Annotated in this window: 6 protein-coding genes; 3 read left to right on the plus strand and 3 right to left on the minus strand. The window is 61.9% G+C overall.

Features of this window, described 5'->3' with window-relative positions; genetic code table 11:
* Positions 1 to 37 precede the first annotated feature (37 nt).
* From AB1792_10335 to AB1792_10345, 3 genes are all read left to right on the plus strand, one after another.
* Positions 38 to 1,498 (plus strand): 4-hydroxyphenylacetate 3-hydroxylase N-terminal domain-containing protein, encoded by a 1,461-nt coding sequence (locus AB1792_10335; protein MEW5702614.1) that lies wholly within the window; start codon positions 38 to 40, stop codon positions 1,496 to 1,498.
* Between the two features lie 649 nt (positions 1,499 to 2,147).
* Entirely contained in the window at positions 2,148 to 5,318 is a 3,171-nt protein-coding gene (locus AB1792_10340; protein MEW5702615.1) for a hypothetical protein, read from the plus strand.
* Between the two features lie 446 nt (positions 5,319 to 5,764).
* Entirely contained in the window at positions 5,765 to 6,355 is a 591-nt protein-coding gene (locus tag AB1792_10345) for a superoxide dismutase (GenBank protein ID MEW5702616.1), read from the plus strand.
* A 35-nt stretch (positions 6,356 to 6,390) separates the two neighbouring features.
* On the opposite strand, the gene AB1792_10350 is transcribed toward AB1792_10345, so the two are convergent.
* From AB1792_10350 to AB1792_10360, 3 genes are all read right to left on the minus strand, one after another.
* Positions 6,391 to 7,134 (minus strand): response regulator, encoded by a 744-nt coding sequence (locus AB1792_10350; GenBank protein ID MEW5702617.1) that lies wholly within the window; start codon positions 7,132 to 7,134, stop codon positions 6,391 to 6,393.
* A complete protein-coding gene (locus AB1792_10355) occupies positions 7,127 to 9,286 on the minus strand; it encodes a PAS domain S-box protein (protein MEW5702618.1) in 2,160 nt (719 codons plus the stop codon). Before AB1792_10355 ends, AB1792_10350 begins: the two co-directional genes overlap by 8 nt.
* 32 nt (positions 9,287 to 9,318) lie before the next feature.
* Positions 9,319 to 9,445 (minus strand): IS630 family transposase (locus AB1792_10360; protein ID MEW5702619.1); only part of this gene is annotated, 127 nt, incomplete at its 5' end.

The following is a 9,445-nucleotide window of genomic DNA, read 5'->3' on the forward strand; positions in this document are numbered from 1 at the left end:
GAGGCGCTGATCCGCACGACCAACCAAGGAGATCGATATGGCACTGCGCATACCGGAACAGTACATGGCCGCGCTGAAAGCGATGCGACCGAACGTCCACAAGTTTGGCGAGCGGATCGATGATGTCACCACTCATCCGGCGACGCGACGCTCGATTGCCGGGCATTCCCGTCTCTTCGCGGCCGCGCATGATCCCCAGACGCGGGATTTGGTCACCACGCATTCGGACCTGATCGACGGACCGGCCTCCCGGTATCTGTCGTTGATCCGCTCAGCCGAGGACCTGATTGCAGTCTGCAAGATGAAACGGTGGGCGTTCCAGACCACGGGGACCTGCACCGGTGGACGGTGTGTCGGAGGCAACGCGCTCAATGCGATGTGGGCGACGACCTATGAGATCGACCAGAAGCAGGGCACGCAGTATCACGCCCGCCTGAAGGCATGGCTGACCGACGCGCAGCGGCGCGACATCACCTGTTGCGGGGCGCTGACCGACCCCAAAGGGGACCGGACCAAGTCGCCGTCCCAGCAGGCCGCGCCGGATATGTACCTGCGTGTGGTCGAACGGCGTGCCGATGGCGTGGTCGTGCGCGGCGCCAAGATTATGATCGCCGGTGCCGCGGCGGCCGAAGAGGTATTCGTTCTCCCCGGCTCGGCCTGCAAAGAAGGCGAGGAGGACTGGTCGATCTCCTTCGCTGTCCCCCGCGACATCAAAGGCCTGACCGTCGTGGAGGCACGGCGGCCATCGGATTCGCGCGAGGCGGAGGCGGGATTTGATATCCCCGTCAATACCGGCGGTATTACGCAAGGGTATTTGCTGTTCGAGGATGTGTTCGTGCCCAACGAGCGCATCTTCATCAATGGCGAGACCGGCGCGGCGCTGCGGGCGGTGATGAACTTCATCATGCCGTACCGGGCGGCGATCGGCTCGTGCGTGGCGGGGCAGGGGGACGTCAAGATCGGCGCGGCGATCCTGATGGCGCGCGCCAATGGTTTGTCGGAGAAGGTCTTCAAGGACAAACTGGTCCAGATGCAGATCAACAACGAGACGACCTTCGGTGTCGGTATCGCTGCGGCGGTGTTGGGCAAGGCGCATCCGTCGGGGGTCTGGATTCCCGATCCGCTTTTGGCCAACGTCAACAAGACCCATGTGGCGACGCTTCCCTATGAAACCTCGCGTCTGGCGCAGGAGATCGCCGGCGGCATCGGCGAGACCGGGTGCATACCGTCGACCGTCGATCTGGAGAATGCAGAATACGGCGAGAGCTTGAAGCACTATCTGGGTGCCGCCATCGACGGTGAATCGCGCGCCCGTGCGGCGCGACTGGTCGAGTGGCTGACGATCGGCGCCGGTGTGCCGGGATGCATGCACGGCGGCGGCTCGCCCGACGGGGCCAAGCTGGTGATCCGTTCGCGCGGCGAGTGGGACAAGTCGGCCGAGCTGGCGCGCACGCTCGCCGGGATCAAGGACCCGGTCCCGGACCCGACGGGGCGGTGAGTCCCGCTCGGAAGCGCGTGCCCGCGATCTTCGATCGCGGTGTTGTCGTCCGGCATGGCCGGACCGCGATCAGAGATCGCGGCCACGCCGAATCTTCGCGTAAGGGATACGATTCGAGGACAAGGGGCCTCCGCCCCTTGCCCGCGAATGGAAGACCTATTCGTAGGGTCGTTCCGAGATCGACCCCTTGCGGGCAGGTCTCAGAGGTATGTTGAAGGATCTCTCCTATTGCGGCGCCGGGTGCCCACACCCGGCGCAAGTGACAAGGTACCAACGGTCGGGTGTGGGCACCCGACCGCACAACTGTGGCATTGGGATCTTTCTCAACAGGCGCCTCAGACCTGCCTCTACGGGTCCCCCGGAGCTTTGCCCTTGACACCTGCATTTTCCCCGTTACATTTGTATCAGGAATTCACAAGGCCCGAAGCCCCTCACGTCGGGCGGATGATCGAAACAGGAGCGGGTGCTCGGAACGAGCGGGATGCCTTGTGGGGGCTATAGGACCCCGGGAGTCTGATCGATGGACACTTGGCGTAGGTTCGGCAGGGCCGCGGTAACTTTGTGTGTCATCGTTGCTTGCGGCTTTATCGGCGTGTCGGCTTGGTCGGCAGCACGGGAGAGGACCGCTGTCCAAAATCTCAAGCGGCGGTTGGCGAAGGCGACGCTTTCGGAACGGGCGCGTCGGGAGACGAATGCGCATGCGGGATTCCGCGTGGATGGAGGCGGGGTCAATCCGTGGGCGGAGCGCAAGTCGGCGGCGGTCGACGACGGTGGTCTGCGGGTCAATCCGGCGTTCACAACGGCCGGGATGCCGCCGCCCGATCCGGTGGGGTCCCTGGCATTTGCGTCGACAAGCTATGATTACCAACATAATCTGTCGCAAGGGTACCAGACAGCGCGTGTGGCGGGTGCAGATATTGTGCACTTCACGTGGACGGGTTGGACGCACATTCCCCTATCGATAGAGGATGCTGATCGATTCGTGTGTTACAGCTCCTATCGATTCGGCGTAGGCTTCAATCAGCCCTATAATGGCGTCTGCGGGTGGGGGGATGTCTACACACGTGGTGGATATGGCAACGGAGATGTGGACGATCAGAACTGCTTCCATGAGTTCCTTCACCAACGTGCTGAGGCGGGGATTCCATATACATCGTGGCATCTGTACTACCCTACGCCGGGGTCGGCGCTCCACATCGCCGATGAGTTGACAAGCACGCCGGTCTTCGGTGAAGTGCTCTGGCCGCGGGGGACGGTGCAGTGGAATGCCGATCCGACGCCGGATGTCTATCACGTGATCTCACATGGGGCCAATGAGGACCCTGCAGACCGGATCGTCTACTGGCGCTTGGATGGGCAGGTCTGGCAGGGCCCCGTGGCGATCGATTCGATCTTCCAGTTGTCGTACACGCTGGCGGCCGATCCGAATTCCGAGAAGTGTGCCATTACGCTGACCACCGACCGCGAGTTCTCCAGCGGGAATCTCAACGTTTGCTACTACGAATCGCACACCGAAGGGGCGGGGTGGATCAGCGGCGCGGAGCTGGGTGCAGCCAACAAGAACATCATCACCAATTACAACGATCCGAACGGTCCGCAGGCGTGGGGGCACACCTCGACGCGATACGACAACTCCGGGTACCTGCACATCATCTGGGATGAACAGCGAGTTGCCAACACGAGCCACGACATTGCCATCCGTCACTGGAGCGATTCGCTCGGCGAGATACGCCCGGTTGCGTTTGGCTATTGGGAGAACCTGCATTCCACGGGCGCCTTCAATCTGCATCTGGCGAAGATGACGATGGGGATCGGCAGCGGCGGGACTTTGTGTCAGGGCGGTTTGCAGTCAAACAAGAACTACGTCTATGTCGTGTACACACAGTTCGGCGGCTGGGATGAGGCGTCGCAGAATGACGCCTCGGCCCTGGATTACTACAATGGCGAGTTGTATCTGACGGTCTCGAATTCCGGCGGGCATACTTGGTCGCCGGCGGTGAACATCACGAACACCAAGACGCCGGGGTGCAATCCCGGGGCAACTCCGCCGGGCGGCACACTGCCGCCACGCCCCGATTCGGTCTGCCGGTCGGAGCATTGGGCGACGATCGGCCCCCATGTTAACGACATCGACGTCTTCCTCATCGAAGACAATGACGCCGGGGGCATTCCGCAGGGCGAAGGAACCTGGCAGATCAACCGCGCCATGTACCTGCGATTGCCGGGCGGCACGACCGATGCGCCGTATGTCTGCCCTGCGCTCGCAGCCAACTTCGCCGCCACGCTCACTTCTATTCCGGAATGTGAGTACCACGCGCCACCGGGCGGATTCAACGATGAGACGTTGACGATCACGAACATCGGTACTGCGGCAATGACGGGGACGATCACTGTTGAAGAGTTGAATGGTCCGACCGGATGGCTGATTCTCTCTGAGAGCGGTGAGTATACGATAGCGTCGGGTGATCCTGAGAAGTCGATAACGGTCCATATGGACGCGACGGGGATCACGACTGAAGGGCTCTACCAGGGCCGGATCACTATCACGCACAATGACCCGGTCCATCCCAGCCCGCAGGTGTTCCCCATCGACTTCTTTGTCGTCGACGAGTTCTACTGTCCGCAAGAAGTGATCGGCGGTTTCCGGACAGGGGTGAATGGGGTTGATTGGTGTCTCGACTTGGATGTTCGCAGCAACGCGCGTTTTGGTGCCCAAGAAGATGAGGGCGGGCTGTTCCGGCACATTGACTCAAGCAGCTCGATCTTTGATGCCTCGCTATTGATCGCGCATGGGACGCAACCGGTCGGCGATACAGTTGTCTTCCATCGGTTCTACGACCGCAACGACCCGGGGCAATTCGGTTTTCGTGCCCAGGGTGATCTGGTTTACAACACGGATGCGTATTCGACCGGACACGGGTACGCCACCGCGACCGCGAAGATGAGCACCAGTGACTCCCTGATCGGAATCACGGCCGAGTGGGTCGCGCCCCAGCATCCGGATTCGGATGAGTTCTTCCTGGCGCGATACACGGTCTATAGCCAGGGATATCAAGGTCATGTCCGTCTCGACAGCGTAGTGGTCGGCTTGATCGTCGACTTGGACGTTGTTCCCGCGGCGCGATATGGTACCGTGCAGCACTGGGCCAACAACCATGGCGCCGGTGATGCGGCGCGCAATTTTGTCTGGCAGCAGGGGACCGACACAACGGGCCATGTACCGCCGAATCCTCAGTGGACCGCGACCCGCTATCGCGGCGGCGTCATGCTGGTCGGCTCACCGGGCATGCTGGTCGGCGCCCAAGTACGTCCGGGAAGCGAGATTCAAGCCGGCGGCGGGCCGTCCAGCGAATTCATGTACCGGACGCTGGTCGGCATGTCCGGCATCAATACACCGGTGCTGCCGGACACCGATCTGTACACGATCATGACGCTGGGGAAGGGTGTGACGCTCGATCCGATTCACACGGCCCGGTATGTCGTCGCCTTGCTGTCCGACACGCTCGATGAGGCGAGTCTTCAGGCGACAGCGGACAAGGCCCGATACTACGCCGACAGCATCCTCGGTTGGAAGACCGAGCGTTGCATGTGCGGAGCGCGATTTGCCGACCCGAGTCCCGATGGCGTCACGGACGTGTCCGACGTCGTGGGGGCCATCGACGTCGGTTTCCGCGGGATCGCAGGGACGACCGATCCCGGGTGCTCCTACCAGCGGACCGACGTGAACTGCGATGGTGTCACGTCCGTCGTGGATATCATACGGTTCACGAATGTCGCCTTCCGCGGCGGGCAGGCGGTCGACAACTTCTGCTGTCCGTAGCAGGTTGCTGAAGAACACATGGGAGTGGTCCTTTGCGCCCATTTGTCATCCTGAGTCCGCCCATGGCGGACGAGGGATCTGCTGTTTCTCCGATGGGAGGAAAGCAGATTCCTCGCCCCGCCAAAGAGCGGCGGGACTCGGAATGACAAAGGTTGCCCTTTTTCAGCAACCCGGTAGTTCTGTGAGCAAGTCGTACTAAGGGTGGGATTCCCGATCCGTCCTCCGAACGGATCGACCTCTCCCGGAGGGAGAGGTTGGTCTTTTCCCTCTCCCTCTGGGAGAGGGTTGGGGTGAGGGAAAAGACTGCACGGGTCTGAAGACCCGTGGCACACAGATTGTTCCCACGAAGGTCGATTCCATTCCGTAATTACCTGATGCGCCAACGGTCTTGATGGCGTGCGGAGTTTCGCAAACAGGAGTGAATTGAACCGGAAGAGGGAGGACGCATGGCATTCACGTTACCCGAGTTGCCGTATGCGCTGGATGCGCTCAAGCCGTTTATTTCCGAAGAGCAGATGCGCTTCCATTACGGGAAGCATCATGCCGCCTATTTCACGAAGCTCAACGGTCTCGTGGACGGGAAGCCGGAGTCGGAATTGCCGTTGCGCGATCTGGTGATCAAATCCACCGGTGGCGTGTTCAACAACGCCGCGCAGGCGTGGAATCATAGTTTCTTCTGGAATTGTATGTCGCCATCGGGCGGTGGCCAGCCGACGGGCGAGCTGCTCAAGGCGATTGAGCGGGACTTTGGGAGTGTCAAGGCGTTCAACGAGGCGTTCTCCAATGCCGCCGCCGGTCTTTTCGGGTCGGGGTGGGCGTGGTTGGCCTCGGACAAGAGCGGAAAGCTGGAGATCATGGCGCTCTCAAATGCCGACATGCCACTGAAGCATGATCGGGAGCCGATCCTGACGCTCGATGTCTGGGAGCACGCGTACTATATCGACTATCGCAATGAGCGCCCCCGCTTCATCGCCGGCTTCTGGGATGCGGTGAATTGGGACTACGCGGCCAAGATCTACGCCGCGCGACGGGGCTGAGCCACACCGGCCACAACGACCGTCTGACGGGATCGCTACGCGCCCTCCTGCGCGAGCAGCCGCTCGAGCCGCGCTCGGAGTTCGCCCAATTCGCGCGACTTGAAGGAGCGCTTGGTTCGTTCCAGGACGGAAACGGTCTCCTTCAGGGCGGCGCGCAGTGCGGCGGGACGGGGACAATCAAAAAGATGGCAGGCATCGGCGTCACCGGCAGCCTCGGTGAGCGAGTCGATAATCTGCTGCAGGTCGGACAGTGCAGCGCCGATGTTGCGCAGTGTCAGGACTGCGAAGGCGCTCACGGGCACCCGCGTGGCATCACCGGTGGACTTGAGCATCACCGATTCGACCACGTCCATGTTGTCCAGCCAATCGTGCAGGCGACGCTGCGAGTGGCGGATCAATCGATAGCGCTGGTGGTATTGCACGGCCGCGCGCACTCGGGGCAGCAGGTCGTCGAAGTCGAGCGGCTTGAAGAGGTAGGCCCACACCGGAAGGTTCAGCGACTGGACAGCCGATTGCATGGAGGGGTAGCCGGTGACGAGAATGACCGGCAGCCCCGGAACCGTCCGAGCCACCTCATCGACCAGCTCCAGCCCCGGATTGCCGGGCATGCGAATGTCGGCGATCAGCAGGTCATAGCGGTCGCCGTGGATCATGGCGGCCGCGGTGGGGCCATCCGGGGCGCAGTCGCATTCGTACCCCTCCCGGCGCAGCAGATCGGCGGTCGACTCGTAGAAGACCTCCTCGTCATCCGCAATCAGAATGCAGGGTGCATCAGCCACTCTCCGCCTCCTTCAGCGGCCCGCGTCGGGGCAGTGACAGATAAAACGTCGTTCCCGCGCCGATTCGGCTCTCGAACCGTATCGTCCCACCCATCGCCTCCATCAGACCGCGCGACACCGATAGGCCGAGTCCCAAACCGCCGGACGGAGCGCCTTCCCCCTTTGTCGTAAAGAAGGGCTCAAAGACCCGTTCCCGCAAGTCTTCGGGAATGCCGGACCCCTGATCGGCCACGGTCACGGTCGCGACGTCGGGCCCGAACGTTGCCCCGATATGGACAACGCCACCCGGCGGTGAGGCCTCCACCGCATTGAGGATGATGTTAAACAGCACCTGTGAGAGGTACCCCGGTGGTAGGATGATCACCTCATCTGGCATCGGACCAACACGGATGCCGATCCGGCGGGGTTGGCAACGGGGTTCCAGCAAGGTGATCACGTCTCCGAGAAGAGATCCGAGCCGGATTTCTTGCGCCGTGCCCTGGTCCGGTCTGTAGATGTCGAACATCTGACGCACGATGCCGGCGATGCGGCCGATCTCGCGTTCGATCAGGGCGACGTAGGAGTGGTAGGGATGCTCGGGGGTGACGGCATCCTTGATCAGCCGGAAGGAGTTCTTGATCCCGGCGAGGGGATTGTTGATTTCGTGCGCGATGCGTGCCGCCATCCGTCCGATGGCGGCGGTGCTCTCGCTGGCGGCGCGTTGCCGTTCCAACTCGCGAATCTGGGCCGTGCGCTCCTGAATTAGCTGCTCCAAGTCGGCACTGTGGCGGCGCAGGGTATCCTCGGTGCGCTTGCGTTCGGCGACATCATAGATGATGGAGAGAAGACCGGTCTTGCCGCGGTAGTGTATGCGCTGGGTCCGGATTTCGATCGGGTGCAGCGTTCCATCTCTGGCGATCGCGCGATACTCAGACGGATGGGACGGGGCGCCATCCAGGATTTCCTGCATCCGCTGGGCGGCACGAGGCGCGTCTTCCGGGCATATGAACTCCATCGGGGAATGTCCACGCAGCTCGTCGAGCGTGTACCCGCTCATGCGGCGGAACGCCTGATTTGTATAGTCAAGTCGGCCATCCACGATCAGCAGCACCGGTCCGGGAATCTCCTCAATCAGAGTGCGGTACGCCTCCTCACTGGCGCGCAGCTCCTCCTCGGCGCGCCGGCGCTCATCGACGTCGCGGATGATCGATAGCAGGCCTGTGCGACCACGGAGATGGACACGTTGACTGCGAACATCGACATGTATCGTCGTACCATCTTTGCGGAGGAGTCGATACTCTGCAGCGCTGGGGTCGCCGGTTTCCAGGATTTTCGCCGCGCGCTCGCGTGCCCGGGCCAAGTCTTCCGGCGCGACGAAGTCGAACAGCGATCGTCCGCGCACCTCGGGCAGGGCGTACCCGCCAAATCCGGACAGTCGCGCGTTGGCGTATTCAACCAGGCCGTCGACACTCAGCACGACAAGATCGGGATGCTCTTCGATCAGCGTGCGGTAGGCGGCCTCGCTTTCCCGCAACTGTTCTTCCGTACGCCGCCGTTCTTCGACGTCGCGAATGACCGCCACCAAGGCGACGGCGCCATGAAAGCGGATGCGCTGAGAATACACCTCCACCGTGCGGATCGTACCGTCCCGTCGCAGCATGCGGTACTCACCCGCAGTCGGCGGTGCGCCGGCGAGCACTTCACGAATACGCGCCATGGCGCGGGTACGGTCATCGGCGATCAACAAGTCCGTGGGAGATCGCCCGCGAATTTCGTCGAGCGTGTAACCGCTGAGCGGCTCCAGTCGTGCATTGGCGAATCGGATTCCCCCATCCACGACGAGCGCCATCAAGTCCGGACTCTGCTCGAAGAGGAGGCGATAGGACTCCTCGCTCTGACGCAGTTCCTCTTCGGCCAGTTTACGGGCCGTGATGTCGCGTTCCACCGACTGGAGTTCCTTCAGCTCCGTTACGTCCAGACTGACACCCAGTAGTAGTCCTGAACTGCCGGTGCCATCCCGCCTCGCGGCGCGCGTTATGAACCAGCGGCTCGCGCCGTCGTGTGTCCGCATGCGATGCTCTATCGCGCGGCCCATCTCAGAGGCGGAGCGGTCGTGCAGCCAATCCTGGAATCGTCCGAAGTCATCCGGGTGCAATCGATCCCACCAGAGCATGGGGTGTGATTGCCAGATATCTACCGGGGATCCTAGTGTCCTGAGTTAGAAGTTTCTATACAAAAGCGTCCGATGGATTGGATGATTTCATCAGCGGTTTTGGTCCAGACGAACGGTTTGGGATGGTCGTTGGTTTCGTTGAGATAGGCCATGATCGCC

It is taken from the genome of Candidatus Zixiibacteriota bacterium (assembly GCA_040752595.1).
Classification (GTDB): domain Bacteria; phylum Zixibacteria; class MSB-5A5; order WJJR01; family WJJR01; genus JACQFV01.

What these genes read in the sequence shown, in the direction of transcription:
- AB1792_10335 (MEW5702614.1), top strand. Translation starts at nt 38, where the DNA reads ATGGCACTGCGCATACCGGAACAGTACATGGCCGCGCTGAAAGCGATG.
- AB1792_10345 (MEW5702616.1), top strand. Translation starts at nt 5,765, where the DNA reads ATGGCATTCACGTTACCCGAGTTGCCGTATGCGCTGGATGCGCTCAAG.
- AB1792_10355 (MEW5702618.1), bottom strand. Translation starts at nt 9,286, where the DNA reads ATGCTCTGGTGGGATCGATTGCACCCGGATGACTTCGGACGATTCCAG.